Source organism: Paraburkholderia acidicola, from assembly GCF_002362315.1.
In the GTDB taxonomy this organism is placed as follows: domain Bacteria; phylum Pseudomonadota; class Gammaproteobacteria; order Burkholderiales; family Burkholderiaceae; genus Paraburkholderia; species Paraburkholderia acidicola.
In genome coordinates, this window is sequence record NZ_MTZV01000004.1 from 1470446 (window position 1) to 1493539 (window position 23094).

Annotated in this window: 19 protein-coding genes; 18 read left to right on the top strand and 1 reads right to left on the bottom strand. The window is 61.9% G+C overall.

What is annotated here, in order from left to right:
• Positions 1 to 125 precede the first annotated feature (125 nt).
• From mnmG to BWP39_RS16960, 15 genes are all read left to right on the top strand, one after another.
• Positions 126 to 2096: a tRNA uridine-5-carboxymethylaminomethyl(34) synthesis enzyme MnmG gene (mnmG, locus tag BWP39_RS16890; protein ID WP_096721998.1), complete on the top strand. Its 1971-nt coding sequence runs from the start codon at positions 126 to 128 to the stop codon at positions 2094 to 2096.
• Entirely contained in the window at positions 2093 to 2809 is a 717-nt protein-coding gene (rsmG, locus tag BWP39_RS16895; RefSeq protein WP_096722000.1) for a 16S rRNA (guanine(527)-N(7))-methyltransferase RsmG, read from the top strand. The genes mnmG and rsmG overlap by 4 nt, the downstream gene beginning before the upstream one ends.
• A gap of 55 nt (positions 2810 to 2864) precedes the next feature.
• The gene (locus BWP39_RS16900) at positions 2865 to 3635 is read left to right on the top strand and encodes a ParA family protein (protein WP_091017044.1); all 771 of its coding nucleotides are present in this window, start codon (positions 2865 to 2867) and stop codon (positions 3633 to 3635) included.
• A 38-nt stretch (positions 3636 to 3673) separates the two neighbouring features.
• Entirely contained in the window at positions 3674 to 4561 is an 888-nt protein-coding gene (locus BWP39_RS16905) for a ParB/RepB/Spo0J family partition protein (protein WP_096722002.1), read from the top strand.
• 12 nt (positions 4562 to 4573) lie between these two features.
• Positions 4574 to 5722 carry an SLC13 family permease gene (locus BWP39_RS16910; RefSeq protein WP_207556862.1) on the top strand — a complete coding sequence of 383 codons (1149 nt, stop codon included), beginning with the start codon at positions 4574 to 4576 and terminating at the stop codon, positions 5720 to 5722.
• Between the two features lie 291 nt (positions 5723 to 6013).
• Positions 6014 to 6550 (top strand): ATP synthase subunit I, encoded by a 537-nt coding sequence (locus BWP39_RS16915; protein ID WP_096722004.1) that lies wholly within the window; start codon positions 6014 to 6016, stop codon positions 6548 to 6550.
• A gap of 156 nt (positions 6551 to 6706) precedes the next feature.
• A complete protein-coding gene (atpB, locus tag BWP39_RS16920; protein WP_096722006.1) occupies positions 6707 to 7558 on the top strand; it encodes a F0F1 ATP synthase subunit A in 852 nt (283 codons plus the stop codon).
• Positions 7559 to 7639: 81 nt separating this feature from the next.
• Positions 7640 to 7918: a F0F1 ATP synthase subunit C gene (atpE, locus tag BWP39_RS16925; protein WP_096722008.1), complete on the top strand. Its 279-nt coding sequence runs from the start codon at positions 7640 to 7642 to the stop codon at positions 7916 to 7918.
• Positions 7919 to 8054: 136 nt separating this feature from the next.
• Positions 8055 to 8525, top strand: coding sequence for a F0F1 ATP synthase subunit B (locus tag BWP39_RS16930; protein ID WP_096722010.1), 471 nt, complete (start codon positions 8055 to 8057; stop codon positions 8523 to 8525).
• Between the two features lie 2 nt (positions 8526 to 8527).
• Positions 8528 to 9067, top strand: a complete 540-nt coding sequence (locus BWP39_RS16935) for a F0F1 ATP synthase subunit delta (protein ID WP_096722012.1) — start codon at positions 8528 to 8530, stop codon at positions 9065 to 9067.
• Positions 9068 to 9125: 58 nt separating this feature from the next.
• Positions 9126 to 10667, top strand: coding sequence for a F0F1 ATP synthase subunit alpha (gene atpA / locus BWP39_RS16940; RefSeq protein WP_091017059.1), 1542 nt, complete (start codon positions 9126 to 9128; stop codon positions 10665 to 10667).
• Between the two features lie 105 nt (positions 10668 to 10772).
• The gene (atpG, locus tag BWP39_RS16945; protein WP_091017062.1) at positions 10773 to 11660 is read left to right on the top strand and encodes a F0F1 ATP synthase subunit gamma; all 888 of its coding nucleotides are present in this window, start codon (positions 10773 to 10775) and stop codon (positions 11658 to 11660) included.
• Positions 11661 to 11751: 91 nt separating this feature from the next.
• Entirely contained in the window at positions 11752 to 13146 is a 1395-nt protein-coding gene (gene atpD, locus BWP39_RS16950) for a F0F1 ATP synthase subunit beta (protein WP_091017064.1), read from the top strand.
• Positions 13147 to 13258: 112 nt separating this feature from the next.
• Positions 13259 to 13684, top strand: coding sequence for a F0F1 ATP synthase subunit epsilon (locus tag BWP39_RS16955; RefSeq protein ID WP_087738538.1), 426 nt, complete (start codon positions 13259 to 13261; stop codon positions 13682 to 13684).
• Between the two features lie 226 nt (positions 13685 to 13910).
• Positions 13911 to 15641: an AMP-binding protein gene (locus tag BWP39_RS16960; RefSeq protein ID WP_096722014.1), complete on the top strand. Its 1731-nt coding sequence runs from the start codon at positions 13911 to 13913 to the stop codon at positions 15639 to 15641.
• A gap of 818 nt (positions 15642 to 16459) precedes the next feature.
• On the opposite strand, the gene BWP39_RS16965 is transcribed toward BWP39_RS16960, so the two are convergent.
• Positions 16460 to 17275, bottom strand: coding sequence for a transporter substrate-binding domain-containing protein (locus tag BWP39_RS16965; protein WP_096722016.1), 816 nt, complete (start codon positions 17273 to 17275; stop codon positions 16460 to 16462).
• Between the two features lie 292 nt (positions 17276 to 17567).
• Here BWP39_RS16965 and hemE point away from each other — a divergent pair, with 292 nt between their 5' ends.
• The 3 genes from hemE to BWP39_RS16980 all read left to right on the top strand — a co-directional run bounded on the left by hemE (position 17568) and on the right by BWP39_RS16980 (position 23094).
• Entirely contained in the window at positions 17568 to 18680 is a 1113-nt protein-coding gene (hemE, locus tag BWP39_RS16970; RefSeq protein ID WP_096722692.1) for a uroporphyrinogen decarboxylase, read from the top strand.
• 442 nt (positions 18681 to 19122) lie between these two features.
• Positions 19123 to 21468 (top strand): primosomal protein N', encoded by a 2346-nt coding sequence (locus tag BWP39_RS16975; protein WP_096722018.1) that lies wholly within the window; start codon positions 19123 to 19125, stop codon positions 21466 to 21468.
• 201 nt (positions 21469 to 21669) lie between these two features.
• Positions 21670 to 23094 (top strand): YeiH family protein, encoded by a 1425-nt coding sequence (locus tag BWP39_RS16980; RefSeq protein WP_096722020.1) that lies wholly within the window; start codon positions 21670 to 21672, stop codon positions 23092 to 23094.

Genomic DNA, 23094 nt, shown 5'->3' on the forward strand with positions numbered 1-23094 from the left:
GAAACACGGCGCTTTTTTATGGCTAGCCACTCGGACGAAATTCGGGCCAATAGCGAACCCGCTATAATTCGCGCATACATTTTCCTGAGAAAGGCTTACGCAGGGTTTCTTGCGTGAGATCCGCGATGCTTTATCCCACAGAATTTGACGTAATCGTCGTCGGCGGTGGCCATGCTGGCACGGAGGCCGCTTTGGCCTCTGCGCGCATGGGCAACACGACGCTCCTGCTCACGCACAACATCGAAACGCTCGGTCAGATGAGCTGCAACCCGTCGATTGGCGGGATCGGTAAAGGTCATCTGGTCAAGGAAGTCGATGCGTTGGGTGGCGCGATGGCGGCGGCAACCGACGAGGGCGGCATTCAGTTTCGCATCCTCAATTCATCGAAAGGGCCGGCCGTCCGTGCGACGCGGGCGCAGGCGGACCGTCTGCTTTATAAGCAGGCGATCCGACATCGTCTCGAGAATCAACCGAATCTCTGGCTGTTCCAGCAAGCCGTCGAAGATCTGATGGTCGAAGGCGACCGGGTAGTCGGCGCGGTGACCCAGGTGGGAGTCCGCTTCCGGTCGCGTGCGGTCGTGCTGACAGCCGGGACTTTCCTCGACGGGAAGATTCACGTCGGCTTGAATAACTACACCGGCGGTCGGGCAGGCGATCCTGCCGCGGTTTCTTTGTCCGCGCGGCTCAAAGAGTTGAAGCTGCCGCAGGGACGGTTGAAAACCGGCACGCCACCGCGTATCGACGGTCGCACGATCGATTTTTCGAAGCTGGAAGAACAACCCGGCGATCTCGACCCGGTGCCAGTGTTTTCCTTTCTCGGCAACGCGGCTCAACATCCGCGGCAGGTGCCGTGCTGGGTGACGCATACCAACGCGCGGACACACGACATTATCCGCAGCGGTCTCGACCGGTCGCCTATGTATACAGGCGTGATCGAAGGGGTGGGGCCGCGGTACTGTCCGTCGATCGAAGACAAGATCCATCGTTTTGCATCGAAGGAATCGCACCAGATCTTCCTCGAGCCAGAAGGGCTGACCACCAACGAGTTCTACCCGAACGGTATTTCGACGAGCTTGCCTTTCGACATCCAGCTCGAGCTCGTCCGCTCGATGAACGGACTTGAGCACGCGCACATCCTGCGGCCGGGCTATGCGATCGAGTACGACTACTTCGATCCGCGTGGATTGAAGGCATCGCTGGAGACCAAGGTTATCAACGGCCTGTTCTTCGCGGGTCAGATCAACGGTACGACTGGCTACGAGGAAGCCGCGGCTCAAGGCTTGCTGGCCGGTATCAACGCAGGTTTGCAGGTGCAGGGCAAGGATGCCTGGTGCCCGCGCCGCGATCAGGCGTACCTCGGTGTACTTGTCGACGATCTGGTCACGCGCGGTGTGTCCGAGCCGTACCGGATGTTCACGAGCCGGGCCGAGTATCGGTTGAGCCTGCGCGAAGACAACGCCGACATGCGCTTGACGGAAGCCGGTCGCGAACTTGGTGTGGTCGACGACGCCCGTTGGGACGCATTCAGCCGCAAGCGCGACGCTGTTTCACGTGAAACAGAGCGGCTGCGTGCGACATGGGTCAATCCGAAGACGTTGCCCGCCGACGAAGCGACCGCGTTGCTCGGCAAGGCAATCGATCACGAATACAGTCTGGCCGACCTGCTGCGTCGTCCGGGTGTGAGCTACGACGGCATTTGCGGCTTGCGCGACGGCACATGTGGCCCCGCTGAGCCGCTCGCCACCGATGAAGTTCTGCTCGCCCAGATCAAGGAGCAGATCGAGATCGCGATCAAGTACCAGGGTTACATCGAGCGGCAGGCCGACGAAATCGAACGCAACGAAGCACACGAAAACACGCGGTTGCCGGATGGCCTCGATTACGCCGAGGTCCGAGGTCTTTCGTTCGAAGCGCGCCAGAAACTGACGCAGTTCCGGCCGGAGACGATTGGCCAGGCGTCGCGTATCTCCGGTATCACGCCCGCGGCCATTTCATTGCTGATGGTCCATCTGAAGCGCGGCTTGGGGCGGCGTGTGGCAAAACCCGCGGGCAGCGCAAGCAACGGCGACAGCGGCAGCACACCGGTGACCCAATGACGGCACAGCAACACCGAGGCACCGGCCGCGCCGATGCCGGTCGCGAAGCATGGGCCGTTCTGCTGAAAGAGGGCACCGACGAACTGGGCGTCCAGCTCAGCGACGCGCAACTGGGCAAGCTGCTCGACTACGTCGCGCTGCTGATCAAGTGGAACGCCGTCTACAACCTGACGGCGATCCGCGATCCGCGCCAGATGGTCATCCAGCACATCCTCGATTCCCTTTCGATCGTTCCGCATCTGGCAGGGCGAGGCGCTTCGTCGGTTCTCGATGTCGGCTCGGGCGGCGGTCTACCAGGCATCGTCCTCGCCATCGCATTTCCAGACTGGACCGTCACGCTGAACGACATTGTTCAGAAGAAAACGGCATTCCAGGCGCAAGCCAAGGCCGAACTCGGGCTGGCGAACCTGTCGGTGGTGACGGGACGGGTTGAAACACTGCGCCCCGGCGTCGAGGTGCCTGGTCAATTCGATGTGATCGTCTCGCGCGCATTCGCAGAGCTCGCGGATTTCGTTACACTGGCCCGTCATCTCGTTGCGCCGAACGGCGCGATCTGGGCGATGAAGGGTGTACGCCCCGATGGCGAGATCGAAAGATTGCCGGCCGGCGCCCGCGCGCAGCAGATTATCCGGCTCAATGTGCCGTCGCTCGATGCAGAACGGCATCTGATCGAAGTCATCGTGGACGCGGACAGTCAGCCTCGCGAAGCGTGACAGAACAGCACCGCATTATTCCAATCATCCAGGGTCGAAAAGGGACACACCAACGATGGCAAAAATCTTCTGCGTTGCGAACCAGAAGGGCGGCGTCGGCAAGACGACGACAGCAGTCAACCTCGCCGCGAGCCTCGCATCGCAGGGACAACGTGTTCTGCTCATCGACCTGGACCCGCAGGGCAACGCGACGATGGGCAGCGGCGTCGACAAGTCGGCGTGCGAGAGCACGGTGTACGAAGTGCTTGTAGACGGTGTTCGGATCGCGGATGCGCGTGTGCGGCCCGAAGCGATCCTGTACGACGTGTTGCCGGCCAACCGCGAACTGGCTGGCGCCGAAGTCGAACTGGTCAGCGTGCAGAACCGCGAGCGTCAGCTTAAAAACGCGCTCGAGCATGTCACCGGTGACTACGATTTCGTGCTGATCGATTGCCCGCCGGCACTGTCCTTGCTGACATTGAATGGCCTGTGCGCGGCGCACGGCGTGGTGATCCCAATGCAGTGCGAATATTTCGCGCTCGAAGGTCTATCGGATCTCGTGAATACGATCAAGCAGGTGCACGCGAACCTGAACCGCGACCTGAAGGTGATCGGCTTGCTGCGCGTCATGTTCGATCCGCGCATCACGCTGCAGCAGCAGGTATCGGATCAGTTGAAGGAGCATTTCGGCGACAAGGTGTTCGACGTCGTGATTCCGCGCAACGTGCGGCTGGCAGAGGCGCCCAGCTATGGTTTGCCGGGCGTGGTGTTCGACCGCGCGTCGCGTGGCGCGCAGGCCTACGTGCAGTTCGGCGCCGAAATGATTGAACGGGTCCGCGCGCTTTGACGCGCGGCGATGCATCCCAAGCGGATCGAGGAAGCACGATGAATGCAGTAGCAAGAAAGAAGGGGCTGGGCCGCGGGCTGGAAGCGTTGCTGGGCGGTAGCGCGGATATCGCTGAAGCGGTGAAGATCGACAGCGCGCCGCATGTGCTGCCGCTCGGTAAATTGCAGGCCGGCAAGTATCAGCCGCGTACGCGGATGGACGAGGGTGCGTTGCAGGAACTGGCCGCGAGCATTCGCGCGCAGGGTTTGATGCAGCCGATCCTCGTGCGGCCCGTGAACGAAGAGATGTACGAGATCATCGCGGGCGAGCGGCGCTTCCGTGCGGCCCGGCTGGCGGGTCTCTCCGAGGTGCCGGTGCTGGTCAGGGACGTGCCTGACCACACCGCCGCCGCGATGGCGCTGATCGAGAACATCCAGCGCGAAGACCTGAATCCGCTTGAAGAAGCGCAGGGCATCCAGCGGTTGCTCGACGAGTTCAATTTCACGCACGAACAGGCGGCCGAATCGGTAGGGCGTTCGCGCAGCGCTGTGTCGAACCTGCTGCGCCTGCTGAATCTCGCCGCGCCGGTGCAAACGATGCTGCTCGCTGGCGATCTCGACATGGGCCACGCGCGTGCGCTGCTCGCCGTCGATGCCGCGACGCAGATCACGCTCGCGAACCAGGTGGTCAACAAGCGCATGTCGGTGCGCGAGACCGAGAAGCTCGTAACGGCCACGACGAAGGCGGCTCCGGCGGTCAAGGCACGCGTGGCCAACGACGGCGGGCGCGATACACGCAGACTCGAAGAAGAACTATCGGATCTGCTCGCGTCGACCGTGAAAATCAAGCTCGGCCGGCGCGGCCGCGGCCATGTCACCATCGATTTCGGTGACCTCGACGCGCTCGAAGGGATTCTCGCTCGACTGCGCGGCAACGCTGCCGCGTGATGACCGTACGCCGTGCAGGATAACGTCAGCGCCGACAGGGCACCCCAGTCTGCGCTGCGCAGGCTGCTAGGGCTCGCGACGAAGGAGCCGGTCCTGTCGGTACTCGTCGTCGCGCTGATCGCCCTGCAGCTGTTTCATCGCAAGCCGTGGGCCGCGCTGCCGGCGCTGATCGACTGGCAAACGGTGCTGACGTTGGCAGGGCTGCTGATCCTGACGAAGGCTGTCGAATGGTCGGGATTCCTGATGTGGCTCGCACATCGAGTGGTCCACTACATCCATTCGGAGCGTGGTCTTGCGTGTCTGCTGATCAGCCTCGCGGCCGCGCTATCGACCCTCCTCACCAACGATGTCGCGCTTTTCGTCGTCATCCCGCTGACGCTGTCGCTGCATCAATTGACGCCGTTGCCGCTCAGGCGCCTCGTGATCTTCATCGCGCTCGCGGTGAATGCCGGTTCGGTCCTGACGCCGCTGGGTAATCCGCAGAATCTGTTTCTCTGGCAAACGAGCGGTGTGTCGTTTGGCGCTTTCGTCTGGGCGCTCGCGCCGCTGTGCGCGGTGTTGATGGCGCTGCTCTATCTGTTCGCGGTGTTCGCGTTTCGCGCAGTGCCGCTCGATCTGTCGAAGGAGATCGACGCGCATCCCGTCGACCGCAGCCTGCTCGGCGTGGCCGTGCTGCTGTTTGCCGCGTTCGTCGTGCTGGCCGATGCGCACCACGCGGGAATCGGCCTCGCAGGCGTCGCGATCGGTTTCCTCGCGTGGCGCCCGAAGATCGTGTTGAAGATCGACTGGTTGTTGCTGCTGATCTTCGTGTTCATGTTCGTCGTGCTGCGCAGCGTCGCAGCGCTGCCGGCCGTGCATGAAACGGTCAGCCACCTCGGACTCACGACGCCGCTGCGCGCTTATGCCGCCAGCGCCATTTTGTCGCAGGGCATCAGCAACGTGCCGGCCGCGATCATGCTGGCCGAATTCACCCGCGACTGGCGTGCGCTTGCGTTTGGCGTCAGCGTCGGCGGCTTTGGCCTGGCGATCGGATCGCTCGCCAATCTGATCGCCGTGCGGTTATCCGGCGAGCGCGGCATGTGGGGCGCCTTTCACCTGTACTCGCTGCCGTTCTGGCTGCTGAGCGGACTGGCCGGCGGTTTTCTGCTGTCGCATTTCTGACATCGCCCGCGCGGCACACTCGCACGAATTTGCCTAAAAACAGGAGACCGCGCGAAGCAATACGCACGTCGCAGCGCCTTTACAGCACGCCGCCTTACAGACACCGCCCGTAACCTTGTCAAGCCGTTTCTTCCGTATCGTGAAGCGACGTTTCACCCAGGCGATTGACGGGCCTAAAGTCTTGAATTGCCTGCAACTATCGCTTACAATCGCCCGGATTTATTTGCTAGGCAACCCCGTAAGTAGTGCGTAAGCCTCGCGGGCTGGAACAGGACTTTGCGGAAGATTGCGATGGCGGGTCAAGCGCCGAACCAAAGGCACGACGAACACCGCGCAGCGCATGATGTTTCTGCCGCGTCGTCCAGTGCAAACCCCGTGTCGCGTGAAGACGCGTGGGATGCCGGGCAAGAGGATAAAAATATCGTTCCGCTCACGCGGGCTGAAGCAGAAAAACTGTTTGGCCCCAATGTGAGTCGTCCATCGCGCGTTACGCCTTTTCGGGTTGTGGCTGCGCAAATGGTTTTGTCCCTGGGTGCGACGCTGTTGTGGTGGCTTTTCTTCAAGCCGCCGGGCGCCGCTGCGCTGTCCGCGTTCCTGGGGGGAGCGATCTGCTGGGTGCCGGGCGCGCTGTTCGCGGCACGTCTGAAAACACTGAGTGGCGCCGCGACAGCGATGAGCTGGATGGTCGGCGAAGCGCTCAAGATGGGGGTGACGATTGCGATGTTTGTTGGCATCGCATTCCGGTATCACGACGTTCAGTGGATCCCGCTGCTCGTGACCTACCTCATCGCGCTGAAGACGTACTGGATCGCGCTCGCCTTGCGGTGACGACGTAACGAATAATTCGCCGGTGCACAGCACCGGCAAGAGGCGCGCGGGTACAAAACGACGCGACTCGACTCGCGCAGGTCTGTTCCCCGAGGCGCCCAACGGCGCCCGGAACGGCCTGAACCGATTTTCGACAATTTGGGTGGCATTAACGATATGGCAGCTAGCGAAGGCACGCACGCGATGGATCCGTCCGAGTACATCGCGCACCACTTGCAGAACTTTTCCACCTCGCACCAGACGTCGATCATCGATTTCCACGTGTGGAATCTGGACACGCTGTTCTGGTCGATCCTGTGCGGCCTCGCCACCATCGCGATCCTGACGGTTGCAGCACGCAAGGCGACCTCGGGCGTGCCGGGACGTTTCCAGTGCGCGATTGAAATGCTCGTCGAGCTCGTCGAAGACCAGTCGAAATCCATCATCCACGGCAATCGCGCGTTTATCGCGCCGCTCGCGCTGACCGTCTTCGTCTGGGTCGCGCTGATGAACTCGCTCGACTTCATCCCCGTCGATCTCCCCGGCCACGTCATCGGCTGGCTCGGTTTGTCGCAAGCCATTCCCCATCATCGCATCGTCCCGACCGCTGACCTGAACGGCACGTTCGGCATCGCGCTCGGCGTGTTCGTGCTGATGATCTATTACAACTTCAAGATCAAGGGCGTCGGCGGCTTCGTGCACGAACTGCTGTCCGCTCCGTTCGGCGCGCATCCGCTGCTGTGGATCCCGAACCTTTTCCTGAACATCATCGAGTTCGTCGCGAAGACGGTTTCGCTTGCCCTGCGGCTCTTCGGCAACATGTACGCAGGCGAACTGCTGTTCCTGCTGATTGCCCTGCTCGGCAGCCTCTGGAGCTTCGGTGCGGACACGACGGTGCTTGGCTTCGTCGGCCATGTCATTGCAGGCAGCGTGTGGGCGATCTTCCACATCCTGATTGTTTTGTTGCAGGCGTTCATTTTCATGATGCTGACGCTGGTGTACATCGGCCAGGCACACGACAGCCACTAAACAGCGGCCAGTCGGATAAAAGAATCGTTTTAGTTTTTTTTAAATCCCAGTTCCAAAAAGACTTTTCACAAAGGAGTGATCATGCAAGCTTTCATCGCCAACATCCAGGGTCTGACCGCCATCGGTATCGGCATCATCATCGGCCTGGGTGCTGTCGGCGCCTGTATCGGTATCGGCTTGATGGGCGGCAAGTACATCGAAGCATGTGCGCGCCAGCCTGAACTGATGAACCCGCTGCAAACCAAGATGTTCCTGCTGGCTGGTCTGATCGACGCGGCGTTCCTGATTGGCGTTGGTGTGGCAATGCTGTTTGCGTTCGCGAACCCGCTGCTGTCGAAGCTGGCAGCGGTAGCAGGCTGAGGTTCCTCGGAAGTGTGCGCCTGATCGCCAGTCGATGAGGCGCAGGGCGGAACGGGTACTAGGCGCTGATCGGGCAATGAATCGATGAGCGCCTTGCCGTTTCACTTTCCGAACCAGTAACGTTTAAGGAAACACCGTGAATCTCAACGCAACCTTGTTTGCGCAAATGGTCGTGTTCCTGATCCTCGCGTGGTTTGTGATGAAGTTCGTCTGGCCACCGATGATCAAAGCGCTCGACGAACGCTCGAAGAAGATCGCCGACGGCCTGTCCGCTGCTGAAAAAGGCAAGGCGGAGCTCGAAGCGGCTCACAAGCGTGTCGACCAGGAACTCGCGCAGGCGCGCAATGACGGTCAACAACGTATCGCTGACGCTGAAAAGCGCGCAGTATCGGTCGCAGACGAAATCAAGGCTCAGGCGCATGCCGAAGCAGCCCGTATCGTCGCGCAGGCCAAGGCCGATGCCGATCAGCAAGTCGTGAAGGCACGCGAAACGCTGCGCGGCGAAGTCGCCGCCCTCGCCGTGAAAGGCGCAGAGCAGATCCTGAAGCGCGAAGTCGACCAGTCGGCACATGCCGACCTGCTGAATCAACTGAAAGCCGAGCTCTGATCATGGCCGAACTTGCAACCATCGCCCGTCCGTACGCAGAAGCGCTGTTTGGCGTGGCCGAAGCTGGTGACATCGCCGCCTGGTCCACGCTCGTGCAGGAGCTGGCACAGGTTGCGCGTCTGCCCGAAGTGCTGTCGGTCGCTACGAGCCCGAAGATCAGCCGTGCCCAGGTCAGCGAGCTGCTGCTGTCCGCGGTGAAGTCGCCGCTCAAGGACAATGCGCAGGCGAAGAATCTGGTGCAGATGCTGGTCGACAATCATCGCCTGCAGTTGCTGCCGGAAATCGCCACGCAGTTCGAAGCGTTGAAGAACGCTCGCGAAGGCGCAGCCGATGCGTCGATCGTCAGCGCGTTTCCGCTTGAAGGCGCGCAGTTGAACGACCTCATCGCAAGTCTTGAACGCAGGTTCCAACGCAAGCTGAAGCCGACCGTCGAGGTCGACGCGTCGCTGATCGGCGGCGTGCGTGTGACGGTTGGCGACGAAGTGCTCGACGCCTCGGTTCGCGCACGGCTCGCCAGTATGCAGACGGCGCTTACCGCTTGAAGCGCCTGCAGCGCGTACGCGGCTGGCACGCAACAGAATTGACTATCAGGAGCGAATAATGCAACTCAATCCCTCTGAGATCAGCGAGCTGATCAAGAGCAGGATCCAGGGCCTTGAAGCGAGCGCAGACGTTCGCAACCAGGGCACCGTGATCTCCGTGACCGACGGTATCGTGCGTATTCACGGCCTGTCGGAAGTGATGCAGGGCGAAATGCTCGAATTCCCGGGCAACACGTTCGGTCTCGCGTTGAACCTCGAGCGCGACTCGGTCGGCGCCGTGATTCTGGGCGAGTACGAACACATCTCGGAAGGCGACATCGTCAAGACGACGGGCCGCATTCTCGAAGTGCCGGTGGGTCCGGAACTGCTCGGCCGCGTGGTCGATGCGCTCGGCAACCCGATCGACGGCAAGGGCCCGATCAACGCAAAGAAGACCGACGCTATCGAAAAGATCGCGCCGGGCGTGATCTGGCGTAAGTCGGTGTCGGAGCCGGTGCAAACGGGTCTGAAGTCGATCGACGCGATGGTACCGGTTGGCCGTGGCCAGCGCGAGCTGATCATCGGCGACCGTCAGTGCGGCAAGACCGCAGTTGCCGTCGACGCGATCATCAACCAGAAGGGCAAGAACCTCTTCTGTATCTACGTCGCGATCGGTCAGAAGGCTTCGTCGATCATGAACGTGGTGCGTAAGCTCGAAGAAACGGGCGCGCTCGAATACACGATCGTCGTCGCCGCGTCGGCGTCGGAATCGGCTGCGATGCAGTACCTCGCACCGTACGCCGGCTGCACGATGGGCGAATACTTCCGCGACCGTGGTCAAGATGCACTGATCGTGTATGACGATTTGACCAAGCAGGCCTGGGCCTACCGCCAGATCTCGCTGCTGCTGCGCCGTCCGCCGGGCCGTGAAGCGTACCCGGGCGACGTGTTCTATCTGCACTCGCGTCTGCTCGAGCGTGCGGCTCGCGTGTCGGAAGACTACGTCGAGAAGTTCACGAACGGCGAAGTGAAGGGCAAGAGCGGTTCGCTGACGGCACTGCCGGTCATCGAAACGCAAGCCGGCGACGTGACCGCGTTCGTTCCGACGAACGTGATCTCGATTACCGACGGCCAGATCTTCCTGGAAACCGACCTCTTCAACGCAGGTATCCGCCCGGCTATTAACGCCGGCGTGTCGGTATCGCGTGTGGGCGGTGCGGCTCAGACGAAGGTCGTGAAGAAGCTGTCGGGCGGTATCCGTACCGACCTCGCGCAGTACCGTGAACTGGCTGCATTCGCGCAGTTCGCATCGGACCTCGACGAAGCAACCCGCAAGCAGCTGGAACGCGGCCGCCGTGTGACGGAACTGCTGAAGCAGCCGCAGTATCAGCCGCTGCAGGTGTGGGAACTGGCTGTCGCGCTGTTCGCAGCGAACAACGGTTACCTCGACGATCTGGAAGTTGCACAGGTGCTGCCGTTCGAAAAGGGCCTGCGCGAATTCCTGAAGACGAGCCACGCTGACCTGATCAAGCGCATCGAAGACACCAAGGAACTCTCGAAGGACGACGAAGCCCTGCTGCATACGGCTCTCAAAGACTTCAAGAAGTCCGGCGCTTACTGATCATGGGACTGGAGTAAGTGCTCTGCATGAGACCCGGGTAGCGCGCTAAAGCGCGCACTCGGGTCGACAGTTCAAGCGCTCACTCAGGTCGACAAGGAGCAAGCAATGGCTGGAATGAAGGAAATTCGCGGCAAGATCAAGAGCGTGCAAAACACGCGCAAGATCACGAAAGCGATGGAGATGGTGGCTGCATCGAAGATGCGCCGCGCTCAGGAGCGCATGCGCGCTGCTCGCCCGTACGCCGACAAGGTCCGCGATATCGCTGCGCACATGAGCCGTTCGAACCCGGAGTATCGTCACCCGTTCATGGTGTCGAACGAAGGCGCGAAGACGGCCGGTCTCATCCTGGTCACGACCGATAAAGGTCTGTGTGGCGGGATGAACACGAACGTGATGCGTGCGTCGCTGCAGAAATTCAAGGAACTGGAAGGCCAGGGCCAGACTATCGAAGCCACGGCGATCGGTAGCAAGGGTCTCGGTTTTCTGAACCGTCTGCGCGCGAAGGTGGTGTCGAACGTCGTGCAGCTTGGCGACACGCCGCACCTCGAAAAGCTGATCGGCGCGGTCAAGGTTCAGCTCGACATGTACTCGGAAGGCAAGGTTTCGGCGGTGTACCTCGCGTACACGCGCTTCGTCAATACGATGAAGCAGGAGCCCGTGATCGAGCAGTTGCTGCCGTTGTCGGCGGAACAGTTCGACAGCCAGCCGGAGTCGAACAGCGAAACGCCGAAAACCTCGTGGGACTACATCTACGAGCCGGACGCGCAGACCGTGGTCGACGAACTGCTGGTGCGCTACGTCGAGGCGCTGGTGTACCAGGCTGTGGCGGAAAACATGGCGTCGGAACAGTCGGCCCGGATGGTGGCGATGAAGGCGGCTTCGGACAATGCGAAGACCGTCATCAACGAACTGCAGCTGGTCTACAACAAGAGCCGCCAGGCCGCGATTACGAAGGAACTGTCGGAAATCGTCGGCGGCGCTGCCGCTGTCTGACCTCGCAGTCCGACCTTGTGGCAAGCCGGAATAAACGTCTCGAAACTGCGCCTTTGCGCGAGTAAAGAATCAAGTATCTAAAGGAAAAGCGATGAGTACTACTGCTTTGGTAGAAGGCAAGATCGTACAGTGCATCGGCGCGGTGATCGACGTGGAATTCCCGCGTGAAACCATGCCGAAGATTTACGACGCTCTCATTCTCGAAGGTTCGGAACTGACCCTCGAAGTCCAGCAGCAGCTGGGCGACGGCGTCGTGCGGACCATCTGTCTGGGCGCATCCGACGGCCTGCGCCGCGGCGTGGTGGTGAAGAACACCGGCAAGCCGATCAGCGTGCCGGTCGGCAAGGCGACGCTCGGCCGGATCATGGACGTGCTCGGTCGCCCGATCGACGAAGCGGGCCCGATCTCGAGCGAAAAGACGCGCTCGATCCACCAGAAGGCTCCGGCGTTCGACGAACTGTCGCCGTCCACCGAACTGCTCGAAACCGGCATCAAGGTTATCGATCTGATCTGCCCGTTCGCGAAGGGCGGCAAGGTCGGTCTGTTCGGCGGTGCGGGCGTGGGCAAGACAGTCAACATGATGGAACTGATCAACAACATCGCGAAGGAACACGGTGGTTACTCCGTGTTCGCCGGTGTGGGCGAGCGTACCCGCGAAGGGAACGACTTCTATCATGAAATGAAGGACTCGAACGTTCTCGACAAGGTCGCGCTGGTGTACGGCCAGATGAACGAGCCGCCGGGCAACCGTCTGCGCGTGGCGCTGACCGGCCTGACGATGGCCGAGCACTTCCGTGACGAAGGTCTGGACGTGCTGTTTTTCGTCGACAACATCTACCGTTTCACGCTGGCCGGTACCGAAGTGTCGGCACTGCTCGGCCGGATGCCGTCGGCCGTGGGTTATCAGCCGACGCTGGCTGAAGAAATGGGCAAGCTGCAAGAGCGCATTACGTCGACCAAGACTGGCTCGATCACGTCGGTGCAGGCCGTGTACGTCCCTGCGGATGACTTGACCGACCCGTCGCCGGCTACGACCTTCGGCCACCTTGACGCAACCGTCGTGCTGTCGCGTGACATCGCGTCGTTGGGGATCTACCCGGCTGTCGACCCACTCGATTCGACCTCGCGTCAGATCGACCCGAACGTGATCGGCGAAGAGCACTACTCGATCACGCGCGGCGTGCAGCAAACGCTGCAGCGCTACAAGGAACTGCGCGACATCATCGCGATTCTGGGCATGGACGAACTGGCGCCGGAAGACAAGCTCGCCGTTGCACGCGCGCGTAAGATCCAGCGTTTCCTGTCGCAGCCGTTCCACGTTGCGGAAGTGTTCACGGGTTCGCCAGGCAAGTACGTGCCGCTGAAGGAAACGATCCGCGGCTTCAAGATGATCGTTGGCGGCGAATGCGACCATCTGCCGGAGCAGGCGTTCTACATGGTCGGCACGATCGACGAAGCCTTCGAAAAGGCCAAGAAGATCCAGTAAAGGTTGGGTGTAACGCAGCGGGCGCCGGCCTCGCGCGGTCAGCACGATCCACGTGCCGACCGCAACGCCGGTGCTCATGGTCTACGCTTAACCCAGTAGGAGTCGACAGGAAATGGCAACCATCAAGGTAGACGTCGTCAGCGCGGAAGAGCAGATCTTCTCGGGCCAGGCGAAATTCGTCGCACTGCCGGGCGAAGCGGGCGAGCTCGGCATCTTGCCGGGCCACACGCCGCTCATCACGCGGATTCGTCCGGGTGCGGTGCGTATCGAAGCGGAAAACGGTGAAGAAGAGTTTGTGTTCGTCGCCGGCGGCATTCTCGAAGTGCAGCCGGGCGCGGTGACGGTTCTGGCCGACACGGCGATCCGCGGCAAGGATCTCGACGAAGCGAAGGCCGAACAGGCTCGCAAGCGTGCGGAAGAGGCGCTGCAGAACACGGGCTCGAACCTCGAATACGCGACCGCTCAGGCGGAACTGGCGTATGCGACGGCGCAGCTCGCGGCAATTCAGCGTTTGCGCAAATTGCGCGGTCAGCACTGACGCAATCGTGTTGAAGAAAAGCAGCCTGCGTGGCTGCTTTTTTTTCGCCTGTAGTTGACGATTACGGAAAGGTGTTCGCGCGACGCGATGTGATCTGATGCGATGTGCGCATACCGCGGGTAAGACTTGATGCCGCCAGGTCGTCCCGCAGTGGCAGAATCGGTTTCAAAATCATTGCAGGAAGCTCTCGATTAATCGAGCGGGACTCCTCCCTGGAGACGACATCATGGCAACGCAAATCGCAGGCGACGGCGCATTGATCGAACCGAAAGACGGTCTGTCGTATGTGCGCGGCTCGACGGAGATCCCGCTCAGCGACGCTACGATCGCGCACTTCGTGCACGACACCGCGGCGCGTTTCGCCGACCGGCCTGCCGTCGTGTTCCGCGAGCAGCGCATCCGCTGGACGTGGCGCGAATTCGCGCAGGAGATCGATGTGCTGGCGGCCGGGTTGCTCGCGCTCGGTATCGGTGCGGGTGACCGCGTCGGCATCTGGTCGCCCAATCGTGTCGAATGGCTGCTCACGCAGTTTGCTACGGCGCGCATCGGTGCCGTGCTGGTCAACATCAATCCGGCTTACCGGCTGGCCGAACTCGAATACGCGCTGAACGCGGTGAGTTGCAAGGCGATCATCGCCGCGGAGCGCTTCAAGACGTCGATGTATCTGGAGATGCTGCAGGAACTGGCACCCGAACTCGCGAGCGCAACGCCCGGCGATCTGCACGCCGCGCGCCTGCCCGAACTGCGCATCGTGATTCGCATGTGCGATACCGAAACGCCGGGCATGCTGAGCTTTTCCGAGGTGGTCGAGCAGGGGCGGGCAACGCTCGATACGGCAAAGCTCGATGCGATCGATGCAACGCTGCACGCCGACGATCCGATCAACATCCAGTTCACGAGCGGCACGACTGGTAATCCAAAGGGAGCGACGCTCACGCACCGCAACGTCGTCAATAACGCCCGCTATATCGCGTTAGCGATGAAGCTGAGCGAAGAAGACGCGCTGTGCATTCCGGTGCCGCTATATCACTGCTTCGGGATGGTGCTCGCGGTGCTGGCGTGCGTATCGGTTGGCGCGAACATGGTGTTCCCCGGCGAAGCGTTCGATCCAGTGGCGACGCTCGCAGCGGTATCTGAAGAGCGTTGCACAGCACTGCACGGCGTGCCGACGATGTTCATCGCCGAACTCGATCACCCCGACTTCGCGAGCTACGACCTGTCGCGTTTGCGAACTGGCATCATGGCCGGCTCGCCGTGTCCGATCGAGACGATGAAGCGCGTCGTATCGAAGATGCATCTGGCCGAGATCACGATTGCGTACGGCATGACCGAAACGAGCCCCGTGTCGTTCCAGAGTTCGACCACCGATCCGCTCGACAAACGCACGACCACGGTCGGTCGCATCCAGCCACATCTCGAAGTGAAGATCGTCGATGCGCTCGGCAACATCGTGCCCGTCGGCGAAACTGGCGAATTGTGCACGAAGGGCTATTCGGTGATGCGCGGCTATTGGGGCGACGAGGCGAAGACGCGCGAGAGCATCGTCGACGGCTGGATGCATACCGGCGATCTCGCGACGCTTGATGCCGAGGGCTACTGCAACATCGTCGGTCGCTTGAAGGACATGCTGATTCGCGGCGGCGAGAACATCTATCCGCGTGAGATCGAAGAGTTTCTGTTCCGTCATCCGAAGATCCAGAGCGTGCAGGTGTTCGGCGTGCCCGATGCGAAGTACGGCGAGGAAGTGTGCGCGTGGGTCGTGCTGCGTCCCGGCGAGCAGACTACGGCGGAAGAAGTGCAGGAATTCTGTCGCGGACAGATCGCGCACTACAAGGTGCCGAAGTACATCCGCTTCGTCGACGAACTACCGATGACGGTGACCGGCAAGGTACAGAAGTTCGTTATGCGCGAGCGGATGATGCGCGAGCTGCAGATCACGGAAAACAAGACCGCATAAGCGCAAAGGCCGCGCAATATGCGCGGCCTGTCGGATAAACGAAGCTCGATTGGAGCGACGTCAGCGGTGACCGGAGTCCGTTCTCAAACACGAACTCGATCGGCACAAACGTTAGACGCAAACGTTTGGCTGGGCGAAAAAAAAGCGGGCCTGGAGCCCGCTAAAAACCACACGCTACGGGGTTAGCGCGAGGAGACCAATGGAGGAACCGGGGAACGACGCAATAACGTCGACCACGAATCCAGCAGGGATGCCCCTTCGCAGGGCTTCGGCATACGCCGACCGGCAAGTGCTTCATGTCCGCTCACACTACGCACCTGGCCACATCCGTGTTGGAACCGTTGAAAGGCATTGTGGGCGAATAAACCTATGAGCGCGGTAACAAAGTGTTTCAGGTTGTAACGCCCGCCAGATAAGGCTCTCCGGGATTTTTTGCCATTTGAAAAGGTTTAAAACATCCTTTTTACCGATGCTTAAACAGGCGCTTGAAGTGATTCGACTAATACGATCTGTGAAGCATAGAGAGGTGTTCACCAAAAGGTTAAAAGCGCTGAAAAATTGCATGGGAAGACATGCCGGGATTGTGAGCGATCGATCGATGACAGGCAGGAGTCTTATCAAACTGAAATAAAAGATGCACTGTTACGATGCATTGCGGATCGCGATATATCGATCACGTGAAAAAAAGAATGCGGGTGGCATACGTTGGCGGTGTTTTCAGCATTTGCCTACCTGCGGAGGCTCGGTGAGACGATCGCCAGTGGCTATCTACACAAAAAAAGCCGGCTAGAGCCGGCTTCGTGATGTCGTTCAGATACTCACTTCAACCACTTGTCCGAGATCGCCTGATATTCGCCGGTCGCCTGCAGCAGATGCAGCCACTGGTCGACATACTGCTGGAACACGACATCGCCGCGCGGCACGAGCCACGCTTTCTCTCCGTACTGGAACGGTTTGTCGGGATGCACCGAGCACAGCCCCGGATTCAGCTTTTGCTGCAACAGCGTCTCCGATGCATCGGTCACCATGACGTCGGCCTTGCCCGCGAGGATCTGCTTGAAGATCGTCACGTTGTCGGGATAGACGGTCAGGGTTGCGTGCGGGAAGTACTGCTTTGCGAAGCGCTCGTTGGTGCCGCCGGGGTTCACGACCACGCGTGTCGATGGCTGGTCGATCTGCGCGACGGTCTGGAATTTCTCCACGTCGTCGCAGCGCACGATCGGCGCCTTCCCGTCGATCTGATACGGCTGCGTGAAGAACGCGCGCCGCTGCCGGTCGAGCGTGGTCGATACGCCGCCCACAGCGACGTCGCACTTCGCGATGAAGTCGTTCATCAGGTTCGACCACGACGTCTTGACGAACTCCGCCTTCACGCCGAGCGACTTCGCCAGCGAGTTGGTCATGTCGATGTCGATACCTTCGAACTGACCGTCCGGCCTGAGGAACGAATACGGCTTGTAGTCGCCGGTGGTGCACGCGCGCAAGGTGCCGCGCGCGAGGATGTCGTCGAGCCGCGATGCCGGTGCTGTGGCCGCAGGTGCTATTGCAGTTGCTGCCGCAGGTGCGGTTTGGGCAAACACAGCTCCAGCGCACAACAGTGCGCCGAGGGTGGCGAATGCACGAATCTTTTTCATCGGGTCTCCGTGTCGATCCAGGTTAGCGCTTCAGCCGTCGGCCGGAGTCAGTGCTTCAGCACTTACTTAGGTCCCATGCCGGTAGCGCGTAATGCGCTACCCGGCGCCTCCGCAAGTCCTATGGTTTGTCGTCTGCGCTGAGGCCGCTGATCATAGCCCGGCAATATGGCGATGAAAATCTCCGGCCCACACCCAGGCGCCGCACCGCACGCCCCAACTTATCCCGCACATCAATCACGATGCACCGAGCCACGTCCGGTAAAATGCGTCTTTGCCTTTGGTCGTACGCAACGTGGCCCATCAACTTCTCAACGATACTTTCCTGCGCGCGCTACTGCGCCAGCCGACCGACTACACGCCGATCTGGCTCATGCGTCAGGCGGGCCGCTATCTGCCCGAATACAACGCAACGCGCAGCCGTGCGGGCAGCTTCCTCGGTCTTGCGAAGAACCCGGCCTACGCAACCGAAGTCACGCTGCAGCCGCTCGAGCGCTATCCGCTCGACGCCGCGATCCTGTTCTCCGACATCCTGACGATCCCCGATGCGATGGGCCTCGGCCTCGACTTTGCCGCTGGCGAGGGGCCGAAGTTCGCGCGCCCCGTGCGGACTGAAGACGACGTTGCGCGTCTCGCGGTACCCGACATCGATGCCACGCTGCGCTATGTAACCGACGCGGTTAGCGAGATCCGCCGCGCGCTGACCGATGCGCAGGGCCGCCAGCGCGTGCCGCTGATCGGCTTCTCCGGCAGCCCATGGACGCTCGCGTGCTACATGGTCGAAGGCGCCGGTTCCGACGATTTCCGCACCGTGAAGTCGATGCTCTACAGCCGTCCCGACCTGATGCACCGCATTCTCGAAATCAACGCGCAGGCGGTGGCCGCTTACCTGAACGCGCAGATCGAAGCGGGTGCCCAGGCCGTGATGATCTTCGACACCTGGGGCGGCGCGCTCGCCGACGGCATCTATCAACGCTTTTCGCTGCACTACATCGAACAGGTCGTCGCGCAGTTGAAGCGCGAGCACGATGGCCAGCGTGTGCCGGTCATCACGTTCACGAAAGGCGGCGGGCTCTGGCTGGAAGACATCGCGGCGACGGGCGTCGATGCGGTCGGCCTCGACTGGACCGTCAATCTCGCGCAGGCACGCGAGCGCGTCGGTGGGAAGGTTGCGCTTCAAGGCAACATCGATCCCTCCGTGCTGTTCGCACCGCCGTCCGCGATTCGCAGCGAAGCGCGCGCGGTGCTCGACAGCTTTGGCGATCATCCGGGGCATGTGTTCAATCTCGGGCACGGCATCTCGCAGTTCACGCCGCCGGAAAATGTCGCCGAACTCGTCGACGAAGTACACCGGCACAGCCGCGCGATGCGCGCTGCATCGGCGGGTGCCGGCGTGAATGCGTCTTGAGTACATGACGCTTTTGTTGCGATGCGGTGACGCGGGCTCTCACCCTAAGGGTGAACCGGCCCTACCGGGGCCGCCGGGCGGTCATTTGCAGTTGTCAAGACTTGACTTATACACATTCCTCTCGTTGCGGCGCGGTAGAAGGTTTCGTCGCTCGATAATCGTTGCAAGTCAAGTGCGTTTTGAGGCTATCCCTTGACTGGCAAGGGTTTCCGCGAGGTGGGCAAACCGTGTGAAATCCGATGGGAGGCCGGCCGGACGCCGTTTTCCGCGCTTCTGAGCAGAGTTCTTAACAAAGTTATCCACAGGCATCGATCGGATCGCAATTGTTCTGCCGAATCCAAAACTTAGCGCTGAAAGTGATGTTTTACTTTAACTTCGGCCGGTATCTCACCGGTTCGCAGGGAGCGCTGTCCGGGGGCTACTCGCTGGCGGCGGCACGCGAGTGAGCCCGAGATTCGTCCGCGTCGCGCTCGATCACCCGCTGCCGACCCTCTTCGACTACCGCTGCGACGAGCGCTTTGCGCCGGCGCCGGGCATGCTCGTCGCGGTGCCGTTCGGCAAGCGCCAGGTGGTTGGGCTCGTGTGCGAAGTGACCACTGACACTGACGTTCCGGCTGAGCGGCTGCGCTCGGTGGACGATCTCTGTGTCGCTTGCCCGCCGTTATCGGCACACTGGCTCGCGCTCGTCGCCTTCGCCGCCGACTACTACCAGCGCGGTCTCGGCGAAGTCGCGTTGCCTGCGCTGCCGCAAGCACTGCGCGACGCGTCGCGGTGGGCGCGCCTGCTCGCCCCCGACGAGCGGTATCGCTTGTTGCCGGCCGGCAGCATCGCGTTGCCCGACGCGGTGCCGGCGCGCGCTACTGCGCTGCGGCGTCTCGCGGCGGCGCTTGGCGAAGCCGGTACGCTGTCGGCGGCCGAGGCTCGCGCGCTTCATCCGAAGGCGATCGCCACGCTCGATGCGTGGTGCACGGAAGGCTGGGTTGCGCTTGATGTGATCGAAGCCGGGGCGGGCTATAGCGCACCTGCTGAATTGAACGCACTTCAGCGGTCCAGTGCGCTGGGCGCAATGCAGGAAGCGAACACGCCGACTGCAACGAACACGCCGACTGCAACGAACACACCGACCGCGCAACTCAACACCCCCCCAACGCTCCCCACCCTCACCGACGAACAAGCCGCCGCCGTCGACGCAATCCGCGAGACCCAGGGTTTCGCATCGTTCCTGCTACACGGCGTAACCGGCAGTGGCAAAACCGAGGTCTATCTCCGCGCGCTAGCCGATCTGCTCGCAAGACGACCCGACGCACAAGCCCTCGTGCTGGTCCCGGAAATCAACCTCACACCGCAGTTCGAAGCGGCGTTTCGCGCGCGCTTCGCGATGCTCCCCGACAGCGCAATCGTTACGCTGCACAGCGGCCTCGCGGAAGGCGAGCGCGCGCGCAACTGGCTCGCCGCCCACTCCGGCCGAGCGCACATCGTGCTCGGCACGCGACTCGCCGTGCTGGCATCGTTGCCCAAACTCGCGCTGGTCGTCGTCGACGAAGAACACGACCCTGCGTACAAACAGCAGGAAGGTTTGCGCTACTCGGCGCGCGATCTTGCCGTATGGCGCGCCAAGCAACTCGACGTACCGGTGGTGCTCGGCTCCGCAACGCCATCGCTGGAAAGCTGGTGGCAGGCGGATCAAGGACGCTACCGACGTCTGACGCTATCGCGCCGCGCAGTGGCCGATGCGGTGCTGCCGTCGGTGCGGTTAATCGACCTCGAAGAAGAGCGGCGGCGCGGCCGGGCATCGGTGGAAGGATTGTCGGGGCCGCTGCTTGCCGCACTGCGAACGCGACTCGAGCGCGGTGAGCAAAGCCTCGTCTTCCTCAACCGACGCGGCTATGCGCCGGTGCTGTCATGCGACGCCTGCGGCTGGGTCGCGGGTTGCCCGCGCTGCAGCGCCTACGTCGTTCTGCACAAACCGGAGCGCGCGCTACGTTGCCACCATTGCGGCTGGGAAGCGCGAATTCCACGCGCCTGTCCCGATTGCGGCAACGTCGATATCGCGCCGCTCGGGCGCGGCACGCAGCGCGTCGAAGAGACACTCGCGACCGCGGTGCCCGGCGCGCGCGTGCTGCGCATCGATGCCGACAGCACGCGCCGCAAGGGCAGCGCCCAGGCGCTGTTTTCCGATGTGCACGCGGGCGAAGTCGATATCCTCGTCGGCACGCAGATGATCGCGAAGGGACACGACTTCCAGCGCGTGTCGCTGGTCGGCGTGCTGAATGCCGACACCGCGCTGTTCTCGCACGACTTCCGCGCCAGCGAGCGCCTGTTCGCACAACTGATGCAGGTCAGCGGCCGGGCCGGGCGCGCGGGACTGCCCGGCGAGGTGCTCGTGCAGACTCGCTATCCGCGGCACGCGCTGTATCACGCGCTGGCGCGCCACGACTATGTCGGCTTCGCCACGTCGACGCTGTCGGAGCGGCGCGACGCCCAGTTGCCACCGTTCGTCTACCAGGCGCTGCTGCGCGCCGAAGGACGCACGCTCGAAGCGGCGCTTGCGTTCCTGCAGCAGGCTGCGGCGGCGCTGACGGAGATTCCGTCGGCGGAACGCGTCACCGTCTACGACGCCGTACCGATGACCATCGTCAAGGTGATGCACGTGCATCGCGCCCAGCTGCTGGTGGAGAGCGCGTCGCGCGGCGCGCTGCAGGCGACGCTGCACGCATGGCAACCGATGCTGCGCACATTGAAGGGCGTGCTGCGCTGGAATCTCGAAGTCGACCCGCTCGACATCTGATCGGCATAGACGACCGCACAACCCGTGCGGTGGCGCGCCGGCTAATCCCTTTAAGTCATATTCATAGAGCGAAAGGTCGTTTCGTTTTCGACTACGGCTCAACTATATTTCGCCGAATCGGCGCATGTTTCGCTGCACTTTCCACAACAATTCATCTTCCATCAGCGCGCCGACGATCTACTACTCTCCGGGGCATTGCCGATGAGCGACACCAACCAGAGTCTGCCGGCGCACGCACAGCCGGCCGCCGATACCACCCACAGCACGCGCGGTGGCGGTCTCTTCTCCACCGAAGACTGGTGGGCCGTCTGGGTCGGCCTGCTGACTATCCTGATTGCGTGGGCATTGTTCGCGTCGGGTAGCAGCATCAAATGGATCGCGGTTGCACCGGCCAAATGGTCGAGCGTCGGACAGGCTGCCGGCGATCTGGCCAAACATCTACCGAACTACGTCGCGCTGTTCGTCGGCTTTGCCGTGCTGTTCGGCGTGAGCCTCGCCGCGCTGAAACAGCGCCTCGCGCATTTTCTGCCGTCGTTCCTGATTCTGTTCGTCGTCTCGGTGCTGATCTTCGTGCTCGGCGCGTGGGTCAACGCCTCGAAGTACGACCTCGAACCGCCGCTGGTTGCACTGGTGCTCGGCCTCATCGTGTCGAACGTGTTCACGCTGCCCGAATGGTTCAAGGCCGGCCTGCGCGTCGAGTTTTACATCAAGGTCGGCATCGTGCTGCTCGGCGCGACGCTGCCGTTCACGTTGATCGTGTGGGCAGGGCCGGTTGCGATCGGCCAGGCGACGATCGTATCGCTGATCACGTTCTTCGTGATTTTCTTCGCCGGAAGGGCGTTCGGCCTCGAACACCGCTTCGCTGCGGTGCTCGGTGTGGGCGGCGCAGTGTGCGGCGTGTCGGGAGCGATCGCGATTGCCGGCGCGGTGCGGGCGAAGCGCGAGCAGGCATCGGTGGCGATCACGCTGGTTATCGCGTGGGCGATCGTGATGATCTTCGTGTTGCCGTTCGCGTCGCGTGCGCTCGGTCTGTCGACGGCTGTTGGCGGTGCGTGGATCGGTACCTCGGAATTCGCCGACGCTGCCGGCATCGCGGCCGCGCAGGCATACGGTGATCTGGCGAAGCAGGCTGGCAGCACGATCGCCGGTGCGCCCGATGCAGCGTTGCAGGCATTCACGCTGATGAAGGTGGTGGGCCGTGATATCTGGATCGGCGTCTGGGCGTTCGTGCTCGCGATCGTGGCGACGACGCGCTGGGACACCGATGCTACGGGCGTGAAGGCCAAGGTCGATGCCGGTGAGATCTGGGCGCGCTTCCCGAAGTTTGTGATCGGCTTCGTGATCGCGTCGCTGCTGGTGACGTGGATTACCCGTCACTACTCGCTGGTGGATTACCGCAAGGTGGTGACACCGGAATTCGTCGCCCCGATCACGGCGCTGCGCACGTGGGCGTTTATCTTCTGCTTCTTCAGTATTGGACTGACGACGCGGCTGCGGTCGCTGACTGCCACCGGCGTGCGTCCGTTCCTCGCCTTCACGGCCGGGGTCGCGGTCAATATCGTGTTCGGCTATGTGCTGTCGGCGCATGTGTTTGCGCCGTACTGGAATAGTCTGGGGCAGGGATGA

Excerpts from the sequence above, each read along its gene's own strand:
- atpB (WP_096722006.1), top strand. The coding sequence starts at position 6,707 with ATGGCAGCTAGCGAAGGCACGCACGCGATGGATCCGTCCGAGTACATC.
- atpG (WP_091017062.1), top strand. The coding sequence starts at position 10,773 with ATGGCTGGAATGAAGGAAATTCGCGGCAAGATCAAGAGCGTGCAAAAC.
- BWP39_RS16965 (WP_096722016.1), bottom strand. The coding sequence starts at position 17,275 with ATGAAAAAGATTCGTGCATTCGCCACCCTCGGCGCACTGTTGTGCGCT.
- atpD (WP_091017064.1), top strand. The coding sequence starts at position 11,752 with ATGAGTACTACTGCTTTGGTAGAAGGCAAGATCGTACAGTGCATCGGC.
- BWP39_RS16960 (WP_096722014.1), top strand. The coding sequence starts at position 13,911 with ATGGCAACGCAAATCGCAGGCGACGGCGCATTGATCGAACCGAAAGAC.
- atpE (WP_096722008.1), top strand. The coding sequence starts at position 7,640 with ATGCAAGCTTTCATCGCCAACATCCAGGGTCTGACCGCCATCGGTATC.
- mnmG (WP_096721998.1), top strand. The coding sequence starts at position 126 with ATGCTTTATCCCACAGAATTTGACGTAATCGTCGTCGGCGGTGGCCAT.
- BWP39_RS16935 (WP_096722012.1), top strand. The coding sequence starts at position 8,528 with ATGGCCGAACTTGCAACCATCGCCCGTCCGTACGCAGAAGCGCTGTTT.
- BWP39_RS16915 (WP_096722004.1), top strand. The coding sequence starts at position 6,014 with ATGGCGGGTCAAGCGCCGAACCAAAGGCACGACGAACACCGCGCAGCG.
- atpA (WP_091017059.1), top strand. The coding sequence starts at position 9,126 with ATGCAACTCAATCCCTCTGAGATCAGCGAGCTGATCAAGAGCAGGATC.
- BWP39_RS16980 (WP_096722020.1), top strand. The coding sequence starts at position 21,670 with ATGAGCGACACCAACCAGAGTCTGCCGGCGCACGCACAGCCGGCCGCC.
- BWP39_RS16955 (WP_087738538.1), top strand. The coding sequence starts at position 13,259 with ATGGCAACCATCAAGGTAGACGTCGTCAGCGCGGAAGAGCAGATCTTC.
- BWP39_RS16900 (WP_091017044.1), top strand. The coding sequence starts at position 2,865 with ATGGCAAAAATCTTCTGCGTTGCGAACCAGAAGGGCGGCGTCGGCAAG.
- BWP39_RS16905 (WP_096722002.1), top strand. The coding sequence starts at position 3,674 with ATGAATGCAGTAGCAAGAAAGAAGGGGCTGGGCCGCGGGCTGGAAGCG.
- rsmG (WP_096722000.1), top strand. The coding sequence starts at position 2,093 with ATGACGGCACAGCAACACCGAGGCACCGGCCGCGCCGATGCCGGTCGC.